The organism is Streptomyces sp. NPDC002467, assembly GCF_042889825.1.
Classification (GTDB): Bacteria; Actinomycetota; Actinomycetes; order Streptomycetales; family Streptomycetaceae; genus Streptomyces.
In genome coordinates, this window is sequence record NZ_JBIARJ010000009.1 from 128813 (window position 1) to 153207 (window position 24395).

A 24395-nucleotide genomic window follows, 5' to 3' on the forward strand; every position below is an offset into this window, starting at 1 on the left:
TCGCTCGCGAATCGTCCGATGCCCTCAGAGAGCGGACATCTTGGTGTACGGGCTCAGAACGCGCTTCTGGACCGATCCGAAGTCGACGAGAACAGCGATCCCCTCCTCGATTCCGACGACACGGCCGAGGCCGTGCTCATCGTGGGATACCCGGTCGCCTACGGAGAACTGCCGGATCGGCTGTTCCTCCGGGGCCTTGAACGGGCTGGACGGCAAATGACGGCGAGGTACTGCTGATTTGGTCATCGGAACCAGTATGGCCCCAGTGACCCGTGCCACGGCCCGTCGCTCGGATCTCGATTGAGGCACCATCCGTCCCGACGCCCCCACCGGTCAGTCGTCCGGGTCGGCCCGGTCCAGCGCCGGCCGCAGCCCCGGCGCCGATTCGGTCAGCAGGTAGTCGGCGACGGCCGTGTCCGTGACCAGGCTGGTCACCAGGCCCGAGCGCAGCACCGCCCCGATCGCGGAGGCCTTGCGCAGCCCGCCCGCGATCGCCACGACCTCGGGGATCCGCCGCAGCCGGTCGGCCTCCACGGTGATGCACCGCTCGCCGAGGTCCCGGCCGACCCGCCGCCCTTCGGAGTCGAACAGGTGCGCGGACATCTCCGCCGCGACGCCGAGCGAGGCGTAGTGCGCCCGCTCCTCGTCCGTGAGCATGTCGTGGACGGTCGAGATGCCGGGCTCCCAGGAGCCGATGGAGACGGCCGCGACCGTCACCTTGTCGAAGTACTCGAAGGCGCGCGCGATGCCGGTCTGGCTGCGCAGCGCCGCCGCGGTCGCCGGATCGGGCAGCAGCATCGGCGCGTAGATCGGGTGCGCGTCCCCGCCGGAGACCTGCGCGGCCCGTCGTACGGCCTCCACCGAACCGCGCTCGGCGGTCCCGGCGTCGTACACACCGGTCAGCTGGACCACGGTGCACGGGGGCAGCCGGTGCAGGGAGGCGGCCATGTGGATCGTCGAGCGCCCCCAGGCCAGGCCGAGCACGTCGCCCTCGTTGACGAGCTCGCCGAGCAGGTCCGCGGCGACCGCACCCAGGTTCTCCGGGTCGGGCGCGTCCTCGGTCGCGTCGGCCGGGGACTCCACGACCACCGCGTGCCGCAGTCCGTACCGGGCGCGGAGCGCGTCCGAGCGCTCCGCGTCCAGTTCGGCGGGAACACGGATCTCGATGCGTACGAGATCGCGTTCGAGGGCGGTCTCCAGGACCCGGGCCACCTTGAAGCGGCTCACGCCGAACTCCTCGGCGATCTGGATCTTGGACTTGCCCTCCAGGTAGAAGCGGCGCGCCATGGCCGCAGCCTGCACCAGCTCCGCGGGTCCCATCCGCAGGGCTGACCGTCCCGCCGAAGTTGCAGACACCGCGTTCTCCTCACTGCTGTTCACACTCTCGACTCGTCGTTCATCCTGTCAGATCCGACGGCCGTTGATCAGCCTGGACAGCTCCCGTTCACCGAGCCGTCCACCAACCCTCCTCCTCAGTGGTCGCAAGCCCACGGCGCCGCCGCGATGGCCGCACCCGCCTGCTCACGCAGCGTGCGCACGGCGGCCGCCGGGTCGACCGCTCCGTACACCGCGCTGCCCGCGACGAAGACGTCCGCGCCGGCCTCGGCGCAGCGCTCGATGGTCGAGGCCGAGACCCCGCCGTCGACCTGGAGCCAGATCTCCAGGCCGTGCTTGGAGATCAGCTCACGGGTGCGGCGGATCTTGGGCAGCATGATGTCCAGAAAGGGCTGGCCGCCGAAGCCCGGCTCGACCGTCATGATCAACAGCATGTCGAGCTCGGGGAGGATGTCCTCGTACTGCTCGATCGGCGTCGCGGGCTTGAGCGCCATCGAGGCGCGCGCGCCCTTGGCCCGGATCTCCCGCGCGAGCCGCACCGGCGCGGCGGCGGCCTCGGCGTGGAAGGTCACCGAGCCCGCGCCGGCCTCCACGTACTGCGGGGCCCAGCGGTCCGGGTTCTCGATCATCAGGTGGAGGTCGAGCGGGGTGTCCGTGGCCCGGCTCAGGGATTCGACGACCGGGACGCCGAGGGTGAGGTTGGGGACGAAGTGGTTGTCCATGACGTCGACATGCAGCCAGTCGGCTCCCTCGACGGCCTTCGCCTCTTCGGCGAGGCGGGCGAAGTCGGCGGACAGGATGCTGGGAAAAATCTGGGCGGCCATGCCCCAAGCGTGCCATGCCACCGCGCGGTTCCGGCCACGACCCCGGAAGTCGAACGCGGCGTAGCAACACTTAAGTGATCATGGAGAACATTTCATTCACCCTGCAAGATCGCCCGGGGTGCGGCTGTGTCCATGCCGGCCATCGATGCCGACACCCACTACGTGGCCGCCGGCTTCGAGCTCAAGGACGTCAGCCGGGCGGCGCCCCGCACAGATGACGCGCGAGCCGTTCGAGGGCGGTCCAGCTCTCGGCGCCCTCGCCGTCGCCGAGCGGGTAGTAGAAGCCCGGCCGGGCGCTCGGGCCCAGCCGCACCGGCCGCTCCTCCAGCGGCGTCCTGCTCACGGTGTCGCGCCCCGCCTCCCGGACCTCCTCGGGGCCCTGCACGAACGCGTACGGCATCGGCGGGCTTTCGAAGTGGGGCGGAGCGCTCAGGTCCCGGCGCCCTCCGCGCAGCCGGCACAGCATGGTCTTCAGCCCGTACCGATACGGATCGAGGGCTCACAGCTGCTGCTGTGAGCCCTCGATCCGAAGGTGACGCTGTGAGCCCTCGATCCGAAGGTGACACGGGCAAACCGGCCCCGTCACCCGTTCTGAGATTCCACAGGGGCGGCGGCCCCTACGCCGTGCGTCGCAGCAGCGCCAGGTACATCGCGTCCGTGCCGTGCAGGTGCGGCCACAACTGGACGTCCGGGCCGTCGCCCAGGCCCGGGACGCCCTCCATGTACGGGCGGGCGTCGATGAATTCGGCGGCGATCGGCGAGGCGCCCGCGCCCCGGCCCTTCAGTACGTCGTCCACCACGATCCGGGTCTCCGCCAGGTGCGGGGAGCAGGTCGCGTAGCCGACCACGCCGCCGACCCGCACCGCGGACAGTGCCTCGCGCAGCAGCGACCGCTGGAGCGGCGCGAAGCCCTCCAGATCCTCCGGGCGGCGGCGCCAGCGGGCCTCCGGGCGGCGGCGCAGCGCGCCCAGGCCGCTGCACGGCACGTCCATCAGCACCCGGTCGAAGGAGCCCGGCAGCCACGCCGGCCGGGTGCCGTCGGCCGCGATCACCTGGTACGGCCCCGGATTGCCCGCGAGGGCCTTCTCGACCAGTCGCGCCCGGTGCGGCTGCTTCTCGGAGGCCAGCAGGAACGCCCCGCGCTGCGCGGCCAGCGCCGCGAGCAGCGCGGCCTTGCCGCCGGGGCCCGCGCAGCCGTCGAGCCAGCGCTCGTCACGGCCCTCGACCGGCACGGCCGCCAGGGCCATCGCCACGAGCTGGCTGCCCTCGTCCTGGACGCCGGCGCGCCCGTCGCGCACGGCGTCGAGCGCGCCCGGCTCACCGCCCTCGGCCATCCGCACCGCGTACGGGGACCAGCGCCCCGGCAGCGCCGAGTCCTCGCCGAGGGCCTCCAGCAGCTCCTCCGGCGTGGACCGGCCGGGGCGCGCGACCAGCGTCACCTCGGGCCGCTCGTTGTCGGCTTCGAGGAGGTCCTCGATGCCGGCCCGGCCGCCGCCCAGGGAGTCCCACAGCGCGCTGACGACCCAGCGCGGGTGCGAGTGGTAGATCGCGAGGTGCTCCTCGGCGTCGTCGTCGTACGGCGGGGCGACGATCTCCAGCCACCCCTCCAGGTCGTGCGCGGCGATCTTCCTCAGCACCGCGTTGACGAACTTCGCCCGGCCGTCGCCGAGCACCACGCGGGCCAGTTCGACACTGGCCGAGACGGCCGCGTGCGTCGGGATCCGGGTGCCCAGCAGCTGGTGCGCGCCGAGCGAGAGCACGTCGAGCACCGGCGGGTCGACCTCCCGCAGCGGACGGTCGATGCAGGCCTTGATCACGGCGTCGTACGTGCCCTGCCGGCGCAGCGTCCCGTACACGAGCTCGGTGGCCAGCGCCGCGTCCCGCGCCTGGAAGTTCTCGTCCTGGCGGGCCTTGCGGAGCAGCGGCGGCAGCACGAGGTTCGCGTACGCGTCACGCTCGTCCACCGCCCGCAGCACCTCGAAGGCCAGCATCCGGACCGGGTCCTTCTGGGGCCGCCGGTAGGGCTTGGCCGACTTGTTCTGCTTGCCGCCCGCGCCTGCGGCGGGACGACGACGGGGCTGTTCGCTCACGTGAAAGGTGCTCCGGATTTACGAGTTGCCGAGTGGTTCGGAAATCAGCCTACGTCGGTGCCGCCGACGCGCTCGCCGGGCGCGATCCGCACCCCGCGGGCCCAGTCGGCGCCGCGCATCGGCTTCTTGCCCTGGGGCTGCACCCACAGCAGCTCCACGGCGTGCGAGCCGGTGCCGACGTGGACGTTGTTCTTGGCCGGGGCGAGCACGCCGGGCTCCAGGTCGGTGCGGTCGGGCACCAGGCCCAGGGAGATCACCTTGAGGCGCTCGCCGCGGAACACGGTCCACGCGCCCGGCGCCGGGGTGCAGCCGCGCACCACGCGGTCGGCGCGCATCGCGGGGGCCGTCCAGTCGATCCGGGCGTCCTCCACGGTGATCTTCGGGGCGAGGGAGATCCCGTCGGCGGGCTGGTCGACGGCGCGCAGGGTGCCGTCCTCGATGCCGTCCATGGTGGCGGCCAGCAGACCGGAGCCGGCGAAGGCCAGGCGGGTCAGCAGGTCGCCGCTGGTGTCGGTCGGGCGGATCTCCTCGGTGAGGATCCCGTAGACCGGGCCGGAGTCCAGGCCCTCCTCGATCAGGAAGGTGGAGGCACCGGTGACCTGGTCCCCCGCCATGATCGAGTGCTGCACGGGCGCGGCGCCGCGCCAGGCCGGCAGCAGGGAGAAGTGCAGGTTGACCCAGCCGCGCTTGGGGATCTCCAGCGCGCTCTTGGGGATCAGGGCGCCGTAGGCGACGACGGGGCAGCAGTCCGGGTCGATCTCGCGCAGCCGGGCCTGGAACTCGGGGTCGCGGGGGCGTACGGGCTTGAGGACCTCGATCCCGGCCTCTTCGGCCCGCTCGGCGACCGGGCTGGCGACGAGTCGCCGTCCGCGCCCGGCGGGGGCGTCGGGCCGGGTGATGACGGCGGCGACCTCGTGCCGCCCGGAGGCGATCAGGGCGTCCAGGGCGGGTACGGCGACCTCGGGGGTGCCTGCGAAGACGAGCTTCACTGGGGTCCTACCTCGCTATCTCGGCTGTCAGCAGCGCACCAGTCTATGGGGCCGTGGAGGGGGCGTACGTACACGCGCGCGCCTCTCGCATATGCCGACACGCCCCCACAGCGTGACCTGGTCGACGGGTGGCGCGTTGGTCAAAGGAGATTGACCAGTACGGGCCGCCCCGCGAACGGCGTCTGCGGCCCGATCCGCCCTTCAGCACCGGTTCGAGAGGCTTCTTCATGGCCGACCACGCCACCCACGACGCCCAAGCCCGGGCCAGCCTGCACCTGCTGGTGCGGGACATCGAGCGGGTTCGCCGCCAGGTGGATGCTCTGCGTACGCTCACCGCCCAGCTCGGCAATGTGTACCGCCCGCGCCGCTCCGGCCCCTCCACGGGATTCGTCGTCTACGGCCGGGCGCCCGCGCCCACCGTCCGCCTCGCACAGGAGCTGCGGGACAGTGTCGAGACGCTGGTCACCGCCGCGGTGGACTTCGACCGCTCGCTCGGCTTCTCGTGGGACGCGGTCGGTTCGGCGCTCGGCGTCACCAAGCAGGCCGTGCACCGGCGCTATGGCGCGCGGCGGGCGCAGAGCGCGGAGGCCGCCGCCGCGGAGCCGCCGACCGAGGGGACGACGACCCGGACCCTGGGGCCGCTCCCCACGATCCCGGCCGCCCGTTCGGTCCCCCCGCAGCCCCTCCGCGAGGGCTCCCCGGCCTTCCCGGGCCCCCGCAACGGCTAACCCGCCCGGGCCCCGCGACGGCTGCCCCCTCCCGGGCCCCCGCAACGGCTGCCCCTTCCCGGGCCCCGGCAGCGGCGCACCGCTCGCCGAGCCCCGCGACGGCCGACCGCCGGGACGCCGACCCCCGACGGCCGCAGCCGCCCCCTCCGACCCCGGCGGAGCGCCCCCAAGGGCCGCTCCGCCGGGGTCGTGCCCTGCGGGGCCTCTCCCCTACCCGCCCTTCCACCGTTCCCCGGGCGCTGCCCGGACCCGGTCCTCAAACGCCGGACGGGCTGAACAGACCCGGGGCTCAAACGCCGGCGAGGCTGGATACATCCGCCGCTGCGGGCACTTCCAGCCCGTCCGGCGTTTGAGGACCGGGGTCCGGGGCGGAGCCCCGGGGAACGGTGGAAGGGCGGGTAGGGGACCCAGCCCCGCGCAGCGGCACCCACACACCGCACCGACCACCACACCAGGCACCGGCACCGGCCGACACCGGCCGGCGGGCCCCGGCAGGCGAAGCCGGGCCGCAAGGCCCGGGCAGCGGCCCCCGGCCGCCACGGCCGGGCCGCCAAGGCCGCGGCAGCGGACCCAGGCCAGCGGGCCCCGGCAGGCAGCCTCGGCAGGCAAAGCCGGGCCGCAGGGCCGGGGCGGCGCGCCGCAGGGCCGGGGCTGCGGACAGCAGGACCGGGGCCGCAAGGCCCGGGTCAGCCGGCCCGGGCCGCGGGCTCAGGACGCGGCCGAGCCGGCGGGCGGGTCAGCCGATGTCCGGTGGGTCGATGCGGACCCGCACCGCCTCCCCCACCGGCACCCCCCGAGCCATCCGCCCCGCCTGCGCAGCCTTCAGCGCCGCCGCGAGCGCCGCGCCACTGCCCGGCGGCACGCGGACCAGCGCCCGCTCCCCCGGCGACCGCTCCCCCCGCCGCCCCGGCACCGGCACCGGACCCAGGATCTCCGCGTCCGCCGGCAGCCCCGCCCCGGCGAGGAAGGCCTCCACGGCCTCCCCGCGCCCGGCGACCGCCGCCATCCGCGACACCGGCGGGAACCCGAGCTGCGCCCGCTCCGCGAGCTCCCGCACCGCGTGCCCCACGGGATCCCACCGCACCAGCGCCTGCACCGGCCGCAGCGTCGGCTCGGCGACCACCACGACCTGCCCGTCCCCCCGTACCAGCGAGGCTGCCGCGATCCAGCGCCGCAGCGCGTCCTCCCCGGCCCGCAGGTCGGGCCGGGTCAGCATGGCCCAGCCGTCCAGCAGCAGCGCCGCCGCGTACCCGGCGCCCGCCGCCACCGGCTCGGCCCCCGGTGTGGACACCACCAGCGCGGGCCGGTCCGGCACCTCGTCCAGGACGTGGTCGCGCCCGGAGGTCCGTACGGCGACGGCCGGGAAGGCCCGCCCCAGTTCCTCCGCCGTACGCCGCGCGCCCACCACCTGCGCCCGCAGCCGGAACGAACCGCACTCCTCGCAGTGCCAGGACGGTTCGCCCCGCCCGCACCACCCGCAGTGCAGCTCGCGCTCGTCGGGGGCTTCCAGCGGCCCGGCGCAGACCGTGCAGCGGGCCGGTGTCCGGCACCGTTCGCAGGCCAGCCGGGGCACGTAGCCCCGCCGTGGGACCTGGACCAGTACGGGCCCGGTCTTGAGCCCCTCCCGCACGGTCTCCCACGCCAGGCTGGGCAGTCGCGCGGCCCGGGCGGCCTCGTCGCGGGCGAGCAGTTCGTCGCCCACGGTCCGGATCCGGGGCGCGCGGGCGCGTACCGTCTCGCGGTCGGCGGCCAGCGGCCGGGCCCAGCCGGACTCGACGAGCTGGGCGGCCTCCACCGTGCAGCTCGTACCGCCGACGAGGAAGCCGCAGCCGTCGCTGACCGCGCGCAGTTCGAGCACCTCCCGTACGTGTGGGAACGGGGCGCGGTCGTCGCTGTGGCTGGAGTCCCCGTCGTCCCAGATCGCCACGAGGCCGAGGTCGCGCACGGGGGCGAACATCGCGGCGCGGGTGCCGACGACGGCCCGTACCGAGCCCCGGCTGACCGCCAGCCACTGGCGGTAGCGCTTCTCGGGCCCGGACTCGGCGGTCAGCAGCGCGTGCCGGCCCTCGCCGAGCAGCGCGGTCAGGGCGGCGTCCACCCGTGCGGCGGTCCGGCCGTCGGGGACCACGGCGAGGGCCCCGCGGCCGGAGGCGAGCGTGGCGGCCATGGCCCGGGCGAGCTCGTCGGCCCAGCCGGGGCCGGGCAGCGCGGTCCACACGGCGCGGGGGGCGCCGCCGGTGGCGAGGGCGCGCAGGAAGGCGGGGCCCGATCCGTAGCTCTGCCAGCCGCCGGGCTCGGGCGCGGCGGGCGGGGGCAGCGGCTCCGGCGAGGGCTTGGCCTCGGCGCGGGCGCTGCGCGCGGGCAGCGCGAGCTGGAGGACGTCGGCGAGGCTGCCCGCGTACCGGTCGGCGACGGCCCGGGCGAGCGCGAGCATGCGCGGGCCGAGTACGACCTCGGGCGAGACGACGTGGGCGAGGGCGGCCAGTGCCCCGTTGTAGTCGGAGTCGGCGCGGCGCTCGACGATGAAGCCGTCGATGAGGCCGCCGCCCTCGCGGCGGCCGCCGTGGACCTGGTGGGAGCCGGCCCCGAAGCGGACGCGGACGCGGACGCCGGGCTGTGCGGCTTCGGAGAGCTCCTCGGGGACGGCGTAGTCCCAGAGCTGGTCGAGGTGGAGCACGCCCTTGTTGACGAGGATCCGGGCGACCGGAAGTTCCCGGGCGAGGGCGGCCCCCCGCCAGGTGCGCGGTTTCGCCTTGGGTGCCTTGGCCTTCGCCTCGGCGACCATCTCCCGGATCAGCGCGAGCTGCTCCGGCGGGGAATCGTTCGAGCTGCTCACACCAGCATTCTTACCAAACCGCGCTGACAGCGGCGGGGTCGGTGGCGCTCCCGAGATCTTCATCGGCGGCGGTGGGGGTCCTTCGACGCGGGGACGACCCACCCGCTCCAGATGTATCCGTCGCCTTCGCACCGGGAGGCCTGCGCCAGGATCGTGCCCGCCGCTGCCCGGCGCACCGGCGTTTCCGCGGGCGGGGCCGGGTACGCGGCACGCGTACGGCCCCGGACCAGGAGGTCCGGGGCCGTACGGCGTGAGCGGTGGTGCTTACAGACCGGCGGCGGCGCGCAGCGCCTCGACGCGGTCGGTGCGCTCCCAGGTGAAGTCCGGCAGCTCACGGCCGAAGTGGCCGTACGCGGCGGTCTGGGCGTAGATCGGGCGGAGCAGGTCCAGGTCGCGGATGATCGCGGCCGGGCGCAGGTCGAAGACCTCGCTGATCGCGTCCTCGATCTTCTGGACCTCGACCTTGGCGGTGCCGAAGGTCTCGACGAAGAGACCGACGGGCTCGGCCTTGCCGATGGCGTACGCGACCTGGACCTCGCAGCGCGAGGCGAGACCGGCGGCGACCACGTTCTTGGCGACCCAGCGCATCGCGTAGGCGGCGGAACGGTCGACCTTCGACGGGTCCTTGCCGGAGAACGCGCCGCCACCGTGGCGGGCCATGCCGCCGTAGGTGTCGATGATGATCTTGCGACCGGTGAGGCCGGCGTCGCCCATCGGGCCGCCGATCTCGAAGCGACCGGTCGGGTTGACCAGCAGGCGGTAGCCCTCGGTGTCGAGCTTGATGCCGTCCTCGATCAGCTGGGCCAGCACGTGCTCGACGACGAACTCGCGGATGTCGGGAGCGAGCAGCGAGTCCAGGTCGATGTCCGAGGCGTGCTGCGAGGAGACGACCACGGTGTCGAGGCGGACGGCCTTGTCGCCGTCGTACTCGATGGTGACCTGGGTCTTGCCGTCGGGACGCAGGTACGGGATGGTCCCGTTCTTGCGGACCTCGGACAGGCGGCGGGAGAGCCGGTGCGCCAGGTGGATCGGCAGCGGCATCAGCTCGGGGGTCTCGTCGCAGGCGTAGCCGAACATCAGGCCCTGGTCGCCGGCGCCCTGCTTGTCGAGCTCGTCCTCGTCGCCCTCGACGCGGGTCTCGTGCGAGGTGTCGACGCCCTGCGCGATGTCCGGGGACTGCGCGCCGATGGAGACGGACACGCCGCAGGAGGCGCCGTCGAAGCCCTTCTTCGAGGAGTCGTAGCCGATCTCCAGGATCTTCTCGCGGACGAGCTGCGCGATCGGGGCATAGGCCTTCGTCGTCACCTCTCCCGCGATGTGTACGAGACCGGTGGTGATGAGGGTCTCGACGGCGACGCGCGAGGTCGGGTCCTCGGTGAGGAGCGCGTCGAGGATCGTGTCGCTGATCTGGTCAGCGATCTTGTCGGGGTGGCCCTCGGTCACAGACTCCGAGGTGAACAGACGACGGGACACAACGCTCCCTGGGTTTGCAGCGGCTGCTGTCTGACTCATTTGGCGGAACCACACCAGGGGCTGCGCCCGATCACGTTCCGAATGCAGTTTATCGGTTGCCACGGTCTGTCAGTCCACCCGTCTCGCCTTATGGGAGCCGTGTGAGCTGCGGCACTCCATTCTGACCCACCGGCGGAGCGAGGAGAAGGGATCAACCCAGGGCGCGCCGGGCCGGGAGTCGGCCCGCGACCTGATCCCAAATGACGTCGGCCAGCACTTCCTTGGGACCGTAGGGGACCTGGAGCTCTGATCCGTCGGAACCCAGGACCACGGCTTCGTTCTCCTCCGAACCAAAGGTCTTCGCCTCGCCGACCTCGTTGACGACGAGAAGATCACATCCCTTGCGCCGGAGCTTGGCGCGCCCGTTGGCCAGGACGTCGTCGGTCTCGGCGGCGAAGCCCACCACGACCTGTCCCTCGCGGGCCCGGTCCGCCGAGACCTCCGCGAGGACGTCGGGGTTCCGTACGAGGGCCACGGGCGCGGGGTCCTCCCCGTCCTTCTTCTTGATCTTGCCGCCGGCGTACTCGGCGGGCCGGAAGTCGGCCACCGCCGCGGCCATCACCACCGCGTCGGCCTCCGCGGCGGCCTTGAGCACCGCCTCCCGGAGCTGGACGGCGGTCCCGACGCGTACGACGTCCACCCCGGCCGGGTCGGCGAGGGCGGTGTTCGCGGCGACCAGGGTGACCCGGGCCCCGCGGGCGACGGCGGTGCGGGCGAGGGCGTACCCCTGCTTGCCGGAGGAGCGGTTGCCGAGGAAGCGCACCGGGTCGAGCGGCTCCCGCGTGCCGCCCGCGCTGACGACCACGTGGCGGCCGGCGAGATCCCGCTCGGCCGTGGCGCCCCTGCGCAGGACCTGGCGGCACACCTCGAAGATCTCCTCGGGGTCGGGCAGCCGCCCCTTGCCGGTGTCCTTGCCGGTGAGCCGGCCGACGGCGGGCTCGATGACGACCGCTCCGCGCCGGCGCAGCGCGGCCACGTTCTCCTGCGTGGCCGGGTGCTCCCACATCTCGGTGTGCATGGCGGGGGCGAAGACCACCGGGCAGCGGGCGGTGAGCAGGGTGTTGGTGAGCAGGTCGTCCGCGAGCCCGTGGGCGGCCTTGGCCAGCATGTCGGCGGTGGCCGGAGCGACGACGACGAGGTCGGCGCCCTGCCCGATGCGCACGTGCGGGACCTCGTGGACGGATTCCCACACCTCGGTGGAGGCCGGGTTCCCGGACAGGGCGGCCCAGGTGGCCTCGCCGACGAAGTTCAGCGACGCCGCCGTGGGCACCACGCGCACGTCGTGCCCGGACTCGGTCAGCCGGCGGAGCAGCTCGCACGCCTTGTAGGCGGCGATCCCGCCGCTGACCCCCAGCACGACCTTCGGCTTGTCCACTGCTTCTCCCGTGATCGGTTGCGTCTGTACCCACGACACAGTCGTACCTATGACACACCACAGGCCCGGCAGCCGTGCTGCCGGGCCTGTGGTGATGATGTCGTGCCTTACTGGGCCGGGGCCTCGATGGCCTCGGAGGTCAGCAGACCCGCGTTGATCTCGCGCAGTGCGATCGAGAGCGGCTTCTCGTGGACGTGGGTGTCCACCAGCGGGCCGACGTACTCCAGCAGGCCCTCACCGAGCTGCGAGTAGTACGCGTTGATCTGACGCGCGCGCTTGGCCGCGTAGATCACGAGGCTGTACTTCGAGTCCGTGGCCTCGAGCAACTCGTCGATCGGCGGGTTGATGATGCCCTCGGGCGCGGTGATGGAAGAGGACACGCTCTACCTTCCGAAGAATGGGTGAAAGATCAAACATTGATCGATTGTGAAAAATCGACCAACGATCAGACAACTTCCATCAAGGCTAGCAGCTCACGCGCCACGTCCTCGACGGAGGTGTTGACCAGGGTGGTGTCGAACTCGGACTCGGCAGCCAGTTCGATCTTGGCGGTGTCGAGCCTGCGCTCGATCACCTCGGGCGATTCGGTGCCCCGACCGGTGAGCCGGCGCACCAGCTCGTCCCAGCTCGGCGGGGCCAGGAAGACCAGCTGGGCCTCGGGCATCGACTCGCGGACGAGTCGTGCGCCCTGGAGATCGATCTCCAGCAGTACCGGCTCGCCGTTGTCCAGGCGTTCCAGCACCGCGCCGCGGGGTGTGCCGTAGCGGTTGCCCGCGAACTCGGCCCACTCCAGCAGCTCGCCGTTGGCGATCAGCTTGTCGAACTCGTCGTCGTTGACGAAGAAGTACTGGACTCCGTGTCGCTCACCGGGCCGCGGCTTGCGGGTGGTGGCCGACACCGAGAGCCAGACCTCGGGGTGGACCTTGCGCATATGCGCGACGACCGTGCTCTTGCCGACCCCCGAAGGGCCGGAGAGCACGGTCAGCCGCGGACGAACCTCTGCTGCCATAGAGCGATTATCCAGGTTCTCGGGACTGCCTGAGAACGCCGGGAGAACTTCAGGCGACGCCTCAGGCGCCGGTGCTGCCGAACTCGCGCTCCAGAGAGGCGATCTGGTTGGAGCCGAGACCTCGGACACGTCGCGACTCGGAGATGCCGAGGCGCTCCATGATCTGCTTGGCGCGGACCTTGCCCACGCCGGGAAGGGACTCCAGCAGGGCGGAGACCTTCATCTTGCCGATGACGTCGTTCTCCTGCCCCGTCTTGATGACCTCCTGGAGGGAGGCGCCGGAGTGCTTGAGTCGATTCTTGACCTCGGCCCGCTCCCGGCGAGCCGCGGCGGCCTTTTCGAGCGCGGCTGCGCGCTGTTCAGGGGTAAGGGGCGGAAGAGCCACGCCTACGTCACCTCGGATGTCGAACTGTCGGATACGGACCAGTGGGTAACCCGAGGGCACCACACCAGGCGAGCTCCCGAACAGCGGTCTTGCTCGTTCGCTGCACGTTCACTCTGCTCGGAGACTAGCGGCCAAGGCCGCCTGAGTCAGCGAGAACGGACGAAAAGTCCTGGTCAGCCTCCACTGAACCGTACATCAAGGACATAACACCCCGGTTTTGTCCGATGAAGACCGTTCGATTTTCGTCAAGACGTGCGACGAGCCCGGCCGGCGGGCCCTCGCCGGGGCCTCAGGACCCGGCGACGGCCTCGCGGATCTCGTCCGCGAAGGCGGCCGCGCTCGCGCGCAGGGCCGTCACGTCGGGTCCGTGCTTCAGCACGCCCCGCGACACGTTCGGCACGACGTTGCGCACGGCCGCGCCGAAGACGTGTCGCAGGTCCGCCGCGGTCGCGCCCTGCGCGCCCAGGCCGGGCGCCAGCAGCGGCCCGTTGATGTCCAGGTCGAAGGAGGACAGGTCCCCCAACGTGGCGCCCACGACCGCTCCGAAGGAGCCCATCGGCTCGGCGCCCTCGTTCTCCGCCGCCAGGTGCGCCAGCATCGTCGCGCCGATCGAGCGGCCGTCCTCGCGGACCGCGCGCTGGACCTCGGCTCCCTCCGGGTTCGAGGTCAGGGCCAGGACGAACAGGCCCGCGCCGGACTCCCGCGCCAGCGAGACCGCCGGCCGGAGCGAGCCGTAGCCCAGGTACGGGGAGACCGTCAGCGCGTCGGAGAAGAGCGGCGAGGCGGGGTCCAGGAAGGCCGAGGCGTAGGCCGCCATGGTCGAGCCGATGTCGCCCCGCTTGGCGTCCATGACGACCAGCGTGCCGGCCGCGCGGGCGTCGGCCACGGTCCGCTCCAGCACCGCGACGCCCCGCGAGCCGAACCGCTCGAAGAAGGCCGCCTGCGGCTTGAAGACCGCCACCGAGTCGGCCAGCGCCTCGACGACGGTGCGCGAGAACCGCTCCAGGCCCGCGATGTCGTCCGACAGGCCCCACTGCTCCAGCAGCTCGGCGTGCGGGTCGATGCCCACGCACAGCGGGCCGCGGGTGTCCATCGCCTCGCGGAGGCGGGTGCCGAAGGGGGTCACAGGGCTCACTTCGCGGCCTTTCGGGTCTCCGCGCCCACCGCTTCGGCGAGCGTCGCGTACGGGCTGGTGGCCAGGCGCGCGGCCAGGCCCTTGTGGATGGCGCGGGCGTAGAAGGGGCCCTCGTAGATGAAGGCGCTGTAGCCCTGGATCAGGGTCGCGCCCGCCAGGATCCGCTGCCAGGCGTCCTCGGCGTTCTCGATGCCCCCGACGCCCACCAGCACGATCCGGTCGCCCACGCGGGCGTACAGGCGCCTCAGGACCTCCAGGGAGCGCTCCTTGACGGGTGCGCCGGACAGGCCGCCGGTCTCCTTCACCAGGGACGGCGAGGACTTCAGCCCGAGGCCCTCGCGGGCGATCGTGGTGTTGGTCGCGATGATGCCGTCCAGGCCCAGCTCCAGGGCGAGGTCGGCGACGGCGTCGACGTCCTCGTCCGCGAGGTCCGGGGCGATCTTGACCAGCAGCGGGACCCGACGGTCGGTGACGACCCGGTCGGCGGCTTCCCGTACGGCGGTCAGCAGCGGGCGCAGCGACTCGGTCGCCTGGAGGTTGCGCAGGCCGGGCGTGTTCGGCGAGGAGACGTTCACCACGAGGTAGTCGGCGTGGCGGGCCAGGCGCTCGGTGGAGGTCACGTAGTCGCCGACCGCCTCCTCCTCGGGCACGACCTTGGTCTTGCCGATGTTGACGCCGACCACCGTCTTGAAGACGGGGTTGCGGGCCGCCAGGCGCTCCGCCACGGCCGCCGAGCCCTCGTTGTTGAAGCCCATCCGGTTGATCAGCGCGCGGTCCGGCACGAGCCGGAAGAGGCGCTTCTTGGGGTTGCCGGGCTGGGCCTGGGCGGTGACGGTGCCGATCTCGATGTGGTCGAAGCCGAGCATCGACATGCCGTCGATGGCGACGGCGTTCTTGTCGAAGCCGGCCGCGAGCCCGAAGGGACCGTGCATCCGCAGGCCGAGGGCCTCGGTGCGCAGTTCCTCGTATCGCGGTGCGAGGGCGGCCGCGACGAAGGTGCGCAGCACCGGGGTGCGGGCGGCGAGGCGGATCCAGCGGAAGGCCATGTAGTGGGCCTGCTCGGGGTCCATCCGCTTGAAGACCAGGTTGAAGAACAGTTTGTACATCGTCCGAGAAATCCCTCTGCGCTCATGGGAAGGGGGACACCCCTCGCTCTCGCGAATCCGGTGTCCCCCTCCCTGGTACGGGCTGCTAGTCGCGGGCCGCGGTCAGGTGTTCCGCGTGCTCCTGGAGCGAGCGGACGCCCACGTCACCGTGGTTCAGCGCGTCGATGCCCTGGACGGCCGCGGCGAGCGCCTGGACCGTGGTCAGGCACGGGACGCTGCGCGCCACGGCCGCCGTGCGGATCTCGTAGCCGTCGAGGCGGCCGCCGGTGCCGTACGGGGTGTTGACGATCAGGTCGACCTGGCCGTCGTGGATGAGCTGGACGATGGTCTTCTCGCCGTTCGGGCCCTCGCCCTCGCTGAGCTTGCGCACCACGGTGGCGTTGATGCCGTTGCGGCGCAGCACCTCGGCGGTGCCGGAGGTGGCGAGCAGCTCGAAGCCGTGGGCGACGAGCTCGCGCGCCGGGAAGATCATCGAGCGCTTGTCGCGGTTGGCGACGGAGATGAACGCGCGGCCCTTGGTGGGCAGCGGGCCGTAGGCGCCGGCCTGGGACTTGGCGTAGGCGGTGCCGAAGACGGCGTCGATGCCCATGACCTCGCCGGTGGAGCGCATCTCCGGGCCGAGGACGGTGTCCACGCCGCGGCCGTGGATGTCGCGGAAGCGCGACCACGGCATGACGGCCTCCTTGACGGAGATCGGCGCGTCGATCGGCAGGGTGCCGCCGTCGCCGGTCTTCGGCAGCAGGCCTTCGGCGCGCAGCTCGGCGATGGTGGTGCCGAGCGAGATGCGGGCGGCGGCCTTCGCGAGCGGGACGGCGGTCGCCTTCGAGGTGAAGGGGACGGTCCGGGAAGCGCGCGGGTTGGCCTCCAGGACGTAGAGGATGTCACCGGCCATCGCGAACTGGATGTTGATCAGGCCGCGCACGCCGACACCCTTGGCGATGGCCTCGGTGGAGGCGCGCAGGCGCTTGATGTCGTGGCCGCCGAGGGTGATCGGGGGCAGGGCGCAGGCCGAGTCGCCGGAGTGGATGCCGGCTTCCTCGATGTGCTCCATGACGCCGCCGAGGTAGAGCTCGTGGCCGTCGTAGAGGGCGTCGACGTCGATCTCGATGGCGTCGTCGAGGAAGCGGTCGACCAGGACCGGCCGGGTGGGGCTGATCTCGGTGGACTCGGCGATGTACGACTCCAGGCGGGCCTCGTCGTAGACGATCTCCATGCCGCGGCCGCCGAGCACGTAGGACGGGCGGACGAGGACCGGGTAGCCGATCTCGTCGGCGATCGCCTTGGCGCCCGCGAAGGTGGTCGCGGTGCCGTGCTTGGGGGCGGGCAGGCCGGCGTCGGCGAGGACCTGGCCGAAGGCGCCGCGGTCCTCGGCGGCGTGGATGGCCTCCGGGGAGGTGCCGACGACGGGGACGCCGTTGTCCTTGAGGGCCTGGGCGAGACCCAGCGGGGTCTGGCCGCCGAGCTGTACGACGACGCCCGCGATCGGGCCCGCGAGGGACTCGGCGTGGACGATCTCCAGCACGTCTTCGAGCGTGAGCGGCTCGAAGTACAGGCGGTCGGAGGTGTCGTAGTCGGTGGAGACGGTCTCCGGGTTGCAGTTGACCATCACGGTCTCGTAGCCCGCGTCGCTGAGCGCGAAGGAGGCGTGGACGCAGGAGTAGTCGAACTCGATGCCCTGGCCGATGCGGTTCGGGCCGGAGCCCAGGATGATCACCGCGGGCTTCTCGCGCGGGGCGACCTCGGACTCCTCGTCGTAGGACGAGTAGAAGTACGGGGTCTTCGCGGCGAACTCGGCGGCGCAGGTGTCGACCGTCTTGTAGACCGGGCGGATGCCCAGCGCGTGGCGGACCTCGCGGACGACGTCCTCGCGCAGGCCGCGGATCTCGGCGATCTGGGCGTCGGAGAAGCCGTGGCGCTTGGCGTCGGCGAGCAGCTCGGGGTAGAGCTTCTCGGCGGCGGCCAGCTCGTCGGCGATCTCCTTGATCAGGAAGAGCTGGTCGACGAACCAGGGGTCGATCTTCGTGGACTCGAAGACCTCTTCCTGGGTGGCGCCGGCGCGGATGGCCTGCATGACGGTGTTGATGCGGCCGTCGGTCGGGCGGACCGCGGTGGCGAGGAGCTCCGCCTTGTCGCCGACGGGGCCGACGAAGGTGAACTGCGAGCCCTTCTTCTCCAGGGAGCGCAGGGCCTTCTGGAGGGCCTCGGTGAAGTTGCGGCCGATGGCCATGGCCTCGCCCACCGACTTCATGGTGGTGGTGAGGGTGGCGTCGGCGGCCGGGAACTTCTCGAAGGCGAAGCGCGGGGCCTTGACGACGACGTAGTCGAGGGTCGGCTCGAAGGAGGCCGGCGTCTTCTCGGTGATGTCGTTGGGGACCTCGTCGAGCGTGTAGCCGATGGCCAGCTTGGCGGCGATCTTGGCGATCGGGAAGCCGGTGGCCTTCGACGCGAGCGCCGAGGAGCGGGAGACGCGCGGGTTCATCTCGATGACGATGACGCGGCCGTCGACCGGGTCGATCGCGAACTGGATGTTGCAGCCGCCGGTGTCGACGCCGACCTCGCGGATGATCGCGATGCCGATGTCGCGCAGCCGCTGGTACTCGCGGTCGGTGAGCGTCATCGCCGGGGCGACGGTGATCGAGTCACCGGTGTGGACGCCCATCGGGTCGAAGTTCTCGATGGAGCAGACGACGACCACGTTGTCCTTGGTGTCGCGCATCAGCTCCAGCTCGTACTCCTTCCAGCCGAGGATGGACTCCTCCAGGAGCACCTCGGTGGTCGGGGAGAGCGTGAGGCCCTGGCCGGCGATGCGGCGCAGCTCTTCCTCGTCGTGTGCGAAGCCGGAGCCGGCGCCGCCCATGGTGAAGGAGGGGCGCACGACGACCGGGTAGCCGCCGAGGGTGTCGACGCCGGCGATGACGTCGTCCATCGAGTGGCAGATGACCGAGCGGGCGGACTCGCCGTGGCCGATCTTGGCGTTGACGGCCTCGACGACGCCCTTGAAGAGGTCGCGGTCCTCGCCCTTGTTGATGGCCTCGACGTTGGCGCCGATGAGCTCGACGTTGTACTTCTCCAGCACACCCTGCTCGTGCATGGAGATGGCGGTGTTGAGCGCGGTCTGGCCGCCGAGGGTCGGGAGCAGCGCGTCGGGGCGCTCCTTGGCGATGATCTTCTCGACGAACTCGGGGGTGATCGGCTCGACGTACGTGGCGTCGGCGATCTCCGGGTCGGTCATGATCGTCGCCGGGTTGGAGTTCACCAGGATGACGCGCAGGCCCTCGGCCTTGAGGACGCGGCAGGCCTGGGTGCCGGAGTAGTCGAACTCGGCGGCCTGTCCGATGACGATCGGGCCGGAGCCGATGACCAGGACGGACTGGATATCGGTGCGCTTAGGCACGATCGGCCTCCATCAGGGCGGTGAAGCGGTCGAAGAGGTACGCGGCGTCGTGCGGGCCGGCGGCAGCCTCGGGGTGGTACTGGACGGAGAAGGCCGGCTGGTCGAGCAGCTGGAGGCCTTCCACGACGTTGTCGTTCAGGCAGACGTGGGAGACCTCTGCGCGGCCGTAGGCGGTCTCGGAGACCTTGTCGAGGGGCGCGTCGACGGCGAAGCCGTGGTTGTGCGCGGTGATCTCGACCTTGCCCGTGGTGCGGTCCTGGACGGGCTGGTTGATGCCGCGGTGGCCGTACTTCAGCTTGTAGGTGCCGAAGCCGAGGGCGCGGCCCAGGATCTGGTTGCCGAAGCAGATGCCGAAGAGCGGGGTCTTGCGGGCGAGGACGCCCTGCATGACGGAGACCGCGTGCTCGGCGGTGGCCGGGTCGCCCGGGCCGTTGGAGAAGAAGACGCCGTCCGGGTTGACCGCGTACACGTCCTCGACGGTGGCGGTGGCGGGCAGCACGTGGACCTCGATGCCGCGCTCGGCCATCCGGTGCGGGGTCATGCCCTTGATGCCCAGGTCGACGGCGGCCACGGTGAACTTCTTCTCACCGATGGCGGGGACGACGTAGGTCTCCTTGGTGGCGACCTCGGCGGAGAGGTTCGCGCCCTTCATCTCGGGGGCCTGGCGGACCTTCGCGAGGAGGGTGCCGTCGTCGGCGACCGCGTTGCCGGAGAAGATGCCGACGCGCATGGCGCCGCGCTCGCGCAGGTGGCGGGTGAGCGCGCGGGTGTCGACGCCGCTGATGCCGACGACGCCCTGGTGGACGAGCTCCTCGTCCAGCGAGCGCCGGGAGCGCCAGTTGGAGGGCACGCGCGCGGGGTCGCGCACGACGTAGCCGGACACCCAGATGCGGGAGGACTCGGGGTCTTCGTCGTTGACGCCGGTGTTGCCCACGTGCGGGGCGGTCATCACGACGACCTGTCGGTGGTACGACGGGTCGGTGAGGGTCTCCTGGTAGCCGGTCATGCCGGTGGAGAACACGGCCTCACCGAAGGTCTCCCCGTGGGCGCCGTAGGCGCGGCCCCGGAAGATCCGACCGTCCTCCAGGACGAGTACGGCGGGAGTTTTGTCTGCTCCCCTGGTGGAGGTCGTCATCGTTCGGCGCCTTCCGTCGTGATGGATTGGTTCATGTCATTGATGGCTTCGACCCAGGCGGCGTGTTCGGCCGCACGGTCGGAGCGGAATCCGGAGTCGATCAGCTTGTCGCCGTGCGCCCATGTGACGACGAGCAGGCCGCCCTCGGTGAGTACCTTGCCCGCGATTCCCTTGTCGAGGCGGGCGCCGCGCAGTTGCGCGGCCGGTACGAAGAAGTCGTTGGCACCCGGTCGGACCACGTCGAGGCCCGCGTCGGTGAGCGTGAGCTCCACCCGGCTGCGGACGCCCAGGCCGTGGGCGACGATCCGGTCGAGCCACTGTCCGGCGGTGGTGGACCCGTGGTACCGGCCGGTCAGGGCCAGCCGGTGCTCGGGGAGACCGTCGGGGGCGGCGGGGAGCTCCGGCAGGTCGTTCTGCAGGGCTCCTCGCCATTTCCAGCCTTGCCGCATCAGCCAGTACACGAAGGCGACGAAGACGGCCAGACCGACGACCCACGCCATGCGGGCACCGAAGCTGGTCACCTCCGCCGACTGCCGTTCTGCGGCCTCGGCGGCCAGTTGGATTACTGCAGGTGTCACGCCAGCGTCCCGTCCACGACCGTTGCCCGGCCCCGCAGGAAGGTGTGAGTGACGCGACCCGGCAGCTCACGGCCCTTGTAAGGCGTGTTGCGGCTGCGGGAGGCGAAGTGTGCGGGGTCCACGACACCACGGTACGAGGTATCGACCAAGGTCAGGTTCGCGGGTTCACCTGCCGAGACGGGACGGCCGTGGTTCTCCAGGCCGCCGATCCGGGCCGGGGCGAAGGACATGCGGTCGGCGACCCCCTCCCAGTCGAGCAGCCCGGTCTCCACCATCGTCTGCTGGACGACGGAGAGCGCGGTCTCCAGGCCCACCATGCCCATGGCGGCGGCGGCCCACTCGCAGTCCTTGTCCTCGTGCGGGTGCGGGGCGTGGTCGGTGGCGACGATGTCGATCGTGCCGTCGGCGAGCGCCTCGCGCAGGGCCAGGACGTCCTTCTCGGTGCGCAGCGGCGGGTTGACCTTGTAGACCGCGTTGTACGAGCGCACGAGCTCGTCGGTGAGGAGGAGGTGGTGCGGGGTGACCTCGGCGGTCACGTCGATGCCGCGGGACTTGGCCCAGCGGACGATCTCGACGGAGCCGGCGGTGGAGAGGTGGCAGATGTGGACGCGGGAGCCGACGTGCTCGGCGAGGAGGACGTCGCGGGCGATGATCGACTCCTCGGCGACGGCCGGCCAGCCGCCCAGACCCAGCTCGGCGGAGACGACGCCCTCGTTCATCTGGGCGCCCTCGGTGAGGCGGGGCTCCTGGGCGTGCTGGGCGACGACGCCGCCGAAGGCCTTCACGTACTCCAGGGCGCGGCGCATGATGACGGCGTCGTCCACGCACTTGCCGTCGTCGGAGAAGACGGTGACGCGGGCGGCGGAGTCGTGCATGGCGCCCAGCTCGGAGAGCTGCTTGCCCTCCAGGCCGACGGTGACGGCGCCGATGGGCTGCACGTCGCAGTAGCCGGACTCCTTGCCCAGGCGCCAGACCTGCTCGACGACGCCGGCGGTGTCGGCGACGGGGAAGGTGTTCGCCATGGCGAAGACGGCGGTGTAGCCGCCGCTCGCGGCGGCACGGGTGCCGGTGAGGACGGTCTCGGAGTCCTCGCGGCCGGGCTCGCGCAGGTGGGTGTGCAGGTCGACGAGGCCCGGGAGGAGGACCTGGCCCTCGGCCTGGATGACGGTCGCGCCCTCGGCGGACAGCCCGGTGCCGACCTCCGCGATGGTCTCGCCGTCGATCAGGACGTCCTGCGCCTCGCCACCGAGTACCTTCGCGCCGCGGATAAGGATCTTGCTCATGGTTACTTGGTCTCCTCGGTACGGGCGGCGGTGGTGGTGACGGCGGGCTCGGAGCCTCCGAGCAGCAGGTACAGGACGGCCATCCGCGTGGAGACGCCGTTCGCGACCTGCTCGACGGCCGTGCAGCGGTCGGAGTCGGCGACCTCGGCGGTGATCTCCATGCCGCGGTTCATCGGGCCGGGGTGCATCACGATGGCATGCTCGGGCATCTTCGCCATGCGGTCGCCGTCGAGCCCGTACCGGCGGGAGTACTCGCGCTCGGTCGGGAAGAAGGCGGCGTTCATGCGTTCGCGCTGCACACGCAGCATCATCACAGCGTCGGACTTCGGCAGCACGTCGTCGAGGCTGTACGAGACCTCGCAGGGCCAGCTCTCGACGCCGATGGGGACCAGGGTCGGCGGGGCCACGACGGTGACCTCGGCGCCGAGGGTGTGCAGCAGCTGGACGTTGGAGCGGGCCACGCGGCTGTGCAGGACGTCGCCGACGATGGTGATCCGGCGGCCGTTCAGGTCCTTGCCGAGGCCCGCGTCGCGGCCGACGAGGCGGCGGCGCATGGTGAAGGCGTCCAGCAGGGCCTGGGTGGGGTGCTCGTGGGTGCCGTCGCCCGCGTTGATCACGGCGGAGTCGATCCAGCCGGAGGTCGCGAGGCGGTAGGGCGCGCCGGAGGCGTGGTGGCGGATGACGACCGCGTCGGCGCCCATGGCCTCCAGGGTCAGCGCGGTGTCCTTCAGGGATTCGCCCTTGGAAACCGAGGAACCCTTCGCGGAGAAGTTGATGACGTCGGCGGACAGCCGCTTGGCGGCGGCCTCGAAGGAGATCCGCGTGCGCGTCGAGTCCTCGAAGAAGAGGTTGACGACGGTCAGGCCGCGCAGGGTGGGCAGCTTCTTTATCGGCCGGTCCGCGACGCGTGCCATCTCCTCGGCGGTGTCGAGGATCAGGACGGCGTCGTCGCGCGTGAGATCGGCGGCCGAGATGAGATGGCGCTTCATCTGGATGGCTCCGTAGGTCAGGAGGGCAGGCTGGGGTTCGAGCAGGGCAGGCTGCGGCGCGGGCCCCGTCCGGGGCCCGTCCGCTCGTACGGGCTAGTGCCCGGCTGCCTGGGCGGTCCGCTGGCCGAGCAGCACGGCGTCACGGCCGTCCTCCTCCTGGAGCTGGACCTTGACGATCTCCCGCAGCGACGTGGGGAGGTTCTTGCCGACGTAGTCGGCGCGGATCGGAAGTTCGCGGTGGCCGCGGTCGACGAGGACGGCGAGCTGCACGGCGCGGGGGCGGCCGAGGTCGCCGAGCGCGTCGAGGGCGGCGCGGATGGTGCGGCCGGAGAAGAGGACGTCGTCGACGAGGACGACGAGGCGTCCGTCGATGTCGTCGCCGGGGATCTCGGTGCGACCGATCGCGCGGGCGGGCTTCATCCGCAGGTCGTCGCGGTACATGGTGATGTCGAGCGATCCGACCGGGATCTTCGTGCCGGTGATCTCTTCGAGCTTGGCGGCCAGCCGGCGGGCGAGGAAGACACCGCGGGTGGGAATGCCGAGGAGCACCACGTCGCCGGCGCCCTTGGCGCGTTCGACGATCTCGTGGGCGATGCGGGTCAGGACCCGGGCGATGTCCTGCGCGTCCAGCACGGGGCGCATGACGTCATCGTTCTGAGCGTCCATGAAAAGGACCTCCTTCTCCGCCTCACGGGACGGACCTTAAAGGACGTCTGATGTACGTCTCACACGGTACCAGGGGCTCGGCGGTGAACGGGCACCGGGCTGGTGCGCGGGAGCGCGCACGGGGCTCCTGGGGCTCCTCTTAAGGGGGCGATGGAGACCATTCGGCTTGACGCACCCAAGTAACGCTGCGTAACCTCACAGTGAGTTACCAACCGCGCGGCGGAGCCGCAATTGGTCGCGTTGTCCATATCGTCACAGCGTCACAGCGTCCGGGAGCGTTATGTCCAGCGAATACGCCAAACAGCTCGGGGCCAAGCTCCGCGCCATCCGCACCCAGCAGGGCCTCTCCCTCCATGGTGTCGAGGAGAAGTCGCAGGGCCGGTGGAAGGCCGTGGTGGTCGGTTCCTACGAGCGCGGGGACCGCGCCGTGACCGTCCAGCGCCTTGCCGAGCTGGCGGACTTCTACGGGGTTCCGGTGCAGGAACTGCTGCCTGGCACCACTCCCGGCGGGGCCGCCGAGCCGCCGCCGAAGCTGCGTCTGGACCTGGAGCGCCTGGCGGGCGTGCCCGCCGAGAAGGCCGGCCCGCTCCAGCGTTACGCGGCCACCATCCAGAGCCAGCGCGGCGACTACAACGGCAAGGTGCTGTCGATCCGCCAGGACGACCTTCGCACCCTGGCCGTCATCTACGACCAGTCCCCCTCGGTCCTGACCGAGCAGCTGATCAGCTGGGGCGTCCTGGACGCGGATGCCCGTCGTGCGGTGGCCCACGAGGACATCTAGTCCGTCAGGCCCCAGAAGAAACGTTTACCGGCGGGTGCCGGGAGTCCGAGAGGCTCCCGGCACCCGCCGTTTCGCGTCCCCGCCGCCACGAGGCACGTCCCGAGCGGCGAAAAGCGGAGGGGGGGGGGGGGGGGGGGCCGGCCCCCCCCCCGGCGCCCCCCCCCCCCCCCCCGGGGGGGGGGGCCCCCCCCCCCCCCGCGGGGCGGGGGGGGGCGGGGCGGCCCCCCCCCCCGGGGGCCCCGCGG

At 71.9% G+C, this 24395-nt stretch carries 22 protein-coding genes; 2 read left to right on the forward strand and 20 right to left on the reverse strand.

Going from position 1 to position 24395, the window contains the following annotated elements; all coding sequences use genetic code 11:
- Positions 1-24: 24 nt before the first annotated feature.
- From ACFYYJ_RS20175 to fmt, 6 genes are all read right to left on the reverse strand, one after another.
- Positions 25-246 (reverse strand): CarD family transcriptional regulator, encoded by a 222-nt coding sequence (locus tag ACFYYJ_RS20175; RefSeq protein WP_384746843.1) that lies wholly within the window; start codon positions 244-246, stop codon positions 25-27.
- An 87-nt stretch (positions 247-333) separates the two neighbouring features.
- Positions 334-1380, reverse strand: a complete 1047-nt coding sequence (locus ACFYYJ_RS20180; RefSeq protein WP_385128293.1) for a sugar-binding transcriptional regulator — start codon at positions 1378-1380, stop codon at positions 334-336.
- Positions 1381-1472: 92 nt separating this feature from the next.
- Positions 1473-2159 (reverse strand): ribulose-phosphate 3-epimerase, encoded by a 687-nt coding sequence (gene rpe / locus ACFYYJ_RS20185; protein WP_376657676.1) that lies wholly within the window; start codon positions 2157-2159, stop codon positions 1473-1475.
- A 190-nt stretch (positions 2160-2349) separates the two neighbouring features.
- On the reverse strand, positions 2350-2634 hold the full coding sequence (locus tag ACFYYJ_RS20190; protein WP_389134425.1) for a DUF6177 family protein: 285 nt from the start codon (positions 2632-2634) through the stop codon (positions 2350-2352).
- Positions 2635-2776: 142 nt separating this feature from the next.
- The gene (locus tag ACFYYJ_RS20195) at positions 2777-4249 is read right to left on the reverse strand and encodes an RsmB/NOP family class I SAM-dependent RNA methyltransferase (RefSeq protein WP_385128292.1); all 1473 of its coding nucleotides are present in this window, start codon (positions 4247-4249) and stop codon (positions 2777-2779) included.
- A 44-nt stretch (positions 4250-4293) separates the two neighbouring features.
- On the reverse strand, positions 4294-5238 hold the full coding sequence (fmt, locus tag ACFYYJ_RS20200) for a methionyl-tRNA formyltransferase (RefSeq protein WP_385361930.1): 945 nt from the start codon (positions 5236-5238) through the stop codon (positions 4294-4296).
- Positions 5239-5465: 227 nt separating this feature from the next.
- Here fmt and ACFYYJ_RS20205 point away from each other — a divergent pair, with 227 nt between their 5' ends.
- A complete protein-coding gene (locus tag ACFYYJ_RS20205) occupies positions 5466-5966 on the forward strand; it encodes a hypothetical protein (protein ID WP_385128290.1) in 501 nt (166 codons plus the stop codon).
- 736 nt (positions 5967-6702) lie between these two features.
- On the opposite strand, the gene ACFYYJ_RS20210 is transcribed toward ACFYYJ_RS20205, so the two are convergent.
- The 14 genes from ACFYYJ_RS20210 to pyrR all read right to left on the reverse strand — a co-directional run bounded on the left by ACFYYJ_RS20210 (position 6703) and on the right by pyrR (position 23369).
- Positions 6703-8865: a primosomal protein N' gene (locus tag ACFYYJ_RS20210; RefSeq protein WP_385128289.1), complete on the reverse strand. Its 2163-nt coding sequence runs from the start codon at positions 8863-8865 to the stop codon at positions 6703-6705.
- Positions 8866-9066: 201 nt separating this feature from the next.
- On the reverse strand, positions 9067-10275 hold the full coding sequence (gene metK, locus ACFYYJ_RS20215) for a methionine adenosyltransferase (RefSeq protein ID WP_384593147.1): 1209 nt from the start codon (positions 10273-10275) through the stop codon (positions 9067-9069).
- Positions 10276-10465: 190 nt separating this feature from the next.
- Positions 10466-11689 carry a bifunctional phosphopantothenoylcysteine decarboxylase/phosphopantothenate--cysteine ligase CoaBC gene (coaBC, locus tag ACFYYJ_RS20220; protein ID WP_389134180.1) on the reverse strand — a complete coding sequence of 408 codons (1224 nt, stop codon included), beginning with the start codon at positions 11687-11689 and terminating at the stop codon, positions 10466-10468.
- Between the two features lie 107 nt (positions 11690-11796).
- Positions 11797-12069 carry a DNA-directed RNA polymerase subunit omega gene (rpoZ, locus tag ACFYYJ_RS20225; protein ID WP_004948662.1) on the reverse strand — a complete coding sequence of 91 codons (273 nt, stop codon included), beginning with the start codon at positions 12067-12069 and terminating at the stop codon, positions 11797-11799.
- A 65-nt stretch (positions 12070-12134) separates the two neighbouring features.
- Complete coding sequence (gene gmk / locus ACFYYJ_RS20230) at positions 12135-12698, reverse strand: guanylate kinase (RefSeq protein ID WP_376662360.1); 564 nt, start codon at positions 12696-12698, stop codon at positions 12135-12137.
- 61 nt (positions 12699-12759) lie between these two features.
- Positions 12760-13083, reverse strand: coding sequence for an integration host factor (locus tag ACFYYJ_RS20235; protein ID WP_030008746.1), 324 nt, complete (start codon positions 13081-13083; stop codon positions 12760-12762).
- A 289-nt stretch (positions 13084-13372) separates the two neighbouring features.
- The gene (gene pyrF / locus ACFYYJ_RS20240) at positions 13373-14218 is read right to left on the reverse strand and encodes an orotidine-5'-phosphate decarboxylase (RefSeq protein WP_389134185.1); all 846 of its coding nucleotides are present in this window, start codon (positions 14216-14218) and stop codon (positions 13373-13375) included.
- Positions 14215-15324 carry a quinone-dependent dihydroorotate dehydrogenase gene (locus ACFYYJ_RS20245; RefSeq protein WP_389134188.1) on the reverse strand — a complete coding sequence of 370 codons (1110 nt, stop codon included), beginning with the start codon at positions 15322-15324 and terminating at the stop codon, positions 14215-14217. Before ACFYYJ_RS20245 ends, pyrF begins: the two co-directional genes overlap by 4 nt.
- Positions 15325-15409: 85 nt before the next feature.
- Positions 15410-18718: a carbamoyl-phosphate synthase large subunit gene (gene carB / locus ACFYYJ_RS20250; protein WP_385128285.1), complete on the reverse strand. Its 3309-nt coding sequence runs from the start codon at positions 18716-18718 to the stop codon at positions 15410-15412.
- Complete coding sequence (gene carA / locus ACFYYJ_RS20255) at positions 18711-19853, reverse strand: glutamine-hydrolyzing carbamoyl-phosphate synthase small subunit (protein ID WP_385128284.1); 1143 nt, start codon at positions 19851-19853, stop codon at positions 18711-18713. Before carA ends, carB begins: the two co-directional genes overlap by 8 nt.
- Positions 19850-20431 carry a hypothetical protein gene (locus ACFYYJ_RS20260; protein ID WP_384593127.1) on the reverse strand — a complete coding sequence of 194 codons (582 nt, stop codon included), beginning with the start codon at positions 20429-20431 and terminating at the stop codon, positions 19850-19852. The genes carA and ACFYYJ_RS20260 overlap by 4 nt, the downstream gene beginning before the upstream one ends.
- Positions 20428-21714: a dihydroorotase gene (locus ACFYYJ_RS20265; protein WP_389134192.1), complete on the reverse strand. Its 1287-nt coding sequence runs from the start codon at positions 21712-21714 to the stop codon at positions 20428-20430. The genes ACFYYJ_RS20260 and ACFYYJ_RS20265 overlap by 4 nt, the downstream gene beginning before the upstream one ends.
- Before the next feature lie 2 nt (positions 21715-21716).
- Entirely contained in the window at positions 21717-22703 is a 987-nt protein-coding gene (locus ACFYYJ_RS20270) for an aspartate carbamoyltransferase catalytic subunit (protein ID WP_385128283.1), read from the reverse strand.
- A gap of 93 nt (positions 22704-22796) precedes the next feature.
- On the reverse strand, positions 22797-23369 hold the full coding sequence (pyrR, locus tag ACFYYJ_RS20275) for a bifunctional pyr operon transcriptional regulator/uracil phosphoribosyltransferase PyrR (RefSeq protein ID WP_385128282.1): 573 nt from the start codon (positions 23367-23369) through the stop codon (positions 22797-22799).
- Positions 23370-23649: 280 nt separating this feature from the next.
- Here pyrR and bldD point away from each other — a divergent pair, with 280 nt between their 5' ends.
- Positions 23650-24150 carry a transcriptional regulator BldD gene (gene bldD, locus ACFYYJ_RS20280; RefSeq protein WP_007263032.1) on the forward strand — a complete coding sequence of 167 codons (501 nt, stop codon included), beginning with the start codon at positions 23650-23652 and terminating at the stop codon, positions 24148-24150.
- The last annotated feature ends 245 nt before the right edge of the window (positions 24151-24395 follow it).

Bases quoted from the DNA above. Each gene is read 5' to 3' on its own strand.
- bldD (WP_007263032.1), top strand. From the start codon at position 23,650: ATGTCCAGCGAATACGCCAAACAGCTCGGGGCCAAGCTCCGCGCCATC.
- rpe (WP_376657676.1), bottom strand. From the start codon at position 2,159: ATGGCCGCCCAGATTTTTCCCAGCATCCTGTCCGCCGACTTCGCCCGC.
- ACFYYJ_RS20175 (WP_384746843.1), bottom strand. From the start codon at position 246: ATGACCAAATCAGCAGTACCTCGCCGTCATTTGCCGTCCAGCCCGTTC.
- ACFYYJ_RS20210 (WP_385128289.1), bottom strand. From the start codon at position 8,865: ATGAAGATCTCGGGAGCGCCACCGACCCCGCCGCTGTCAGCGCGGTTT.
- ACFYYJ_RS20245 (WP_389134188.1), bottom strand. From the start codon at position 15,324: ATGTACAAACTGTTCTTCAACCTGGTCTTCAAGCGGATGGACCCCGAG.
- ACFYYJ_RS20265 (WP_389134192.1), bottom strand. From the start codon at position 21,714: ATGAGCAAGATCCTTATCCGCGGCGCGAAGGTACTCGGTGGCGAGGCG.
- gmk (WP_376662360.1), bottom strand. From the start codon at position 12,698: ATGGCAGCAGAGGTTCGTCCGCGGCTGACCGTGCTCTCCGGCCCTTCG.
- carA (WP_385128284.1), bottom strand. From the start codon at position 19,853: ATGACGACCTCCACCAGGGGAGCAGACAAAACTCCCGCCGTACTCGTC.
- ACFYYJ_RS20270 (WP_385128283.1), bottom strand. From the start codon at position 22,703: ATGAAGCGCCATCTCATCTCGGCCGCCGATCTCACGCGCGACGACGCC.
- pyrR (WP_385128282.1), bottom strand. From the start codon at position 23,369: ATGGACGCTCAGAACGATGACGTCATGCGCCCCGTGCTGGACGCGCAG.
- ACFYYJ_RS20205 (WP_385128290.1), top strand. From the start codon at position 5,466: ATGGCCGACCACGCCACCCACGACGCCCAAGCCCGGGCCAGCCTGCAC.